Genomic DNA, 411 nt, shown 5'->3' with positions numbered 1-411 from the left:
TCAACATCCTGGCCGAGTCGCTGAAGTATGATTTCGACAAGATGAACGTGCGTATCCAGGTGTTCAACCCAGGCTTCATCGACACCCCGCTGACCGAGAAGAACATGCTGCCGATGCCGGGACTGATGCCGGGCAGCCGCGCATCGCGCCGCATGGCGCGAGGCATCAAGTCGGGCGGTTTCGAAGTCCATTTCCCGCGCCGGACAAGCTGGCCGCTGAAACTGCTCGCCCTGCTGCCGAGGCCGCTGTGCAGAGGGTTTATCAGCCTGATGACCAGTTGGAAGGCGCGGCCTCTGCATTACGACCGCAAGCCGCCGATCGAATAGGACGCCTGCGAAATTGGCAGGCTCCCCGTTTTCGGGCCGCCGTCGCCATGGTTGAGACAAGTGCCGCGTGGAGTCTGCGATGGGG

General features: G+C 62.3%; 1 pseudogene. It reads left to right on the top strand.

The features are described from left to right. A pseudogene (locus EOC93_RS33810) lies at positions 1-326 on the top strand (oxidoreductase); the annotation flags it as partial. Positions 327-411: the final 85 nt, after the last annotated feature.

The organism is Mesorhizobium sp. M6A.T.Ce.TU.002.03.1.1, assembly GCF_003997275.1.
GTDB lineage: Bacteria > Pseudomonadota > Alphaproteobacteria > Rhizobiales > Rhizobiaceae > Mesorhizobium > Mesorhizobium mediterraneum.
Note: the sequence above shows the minus strand (reverse complement) of the source record. Positions and strands in the feature narration are given on the sequence as shown.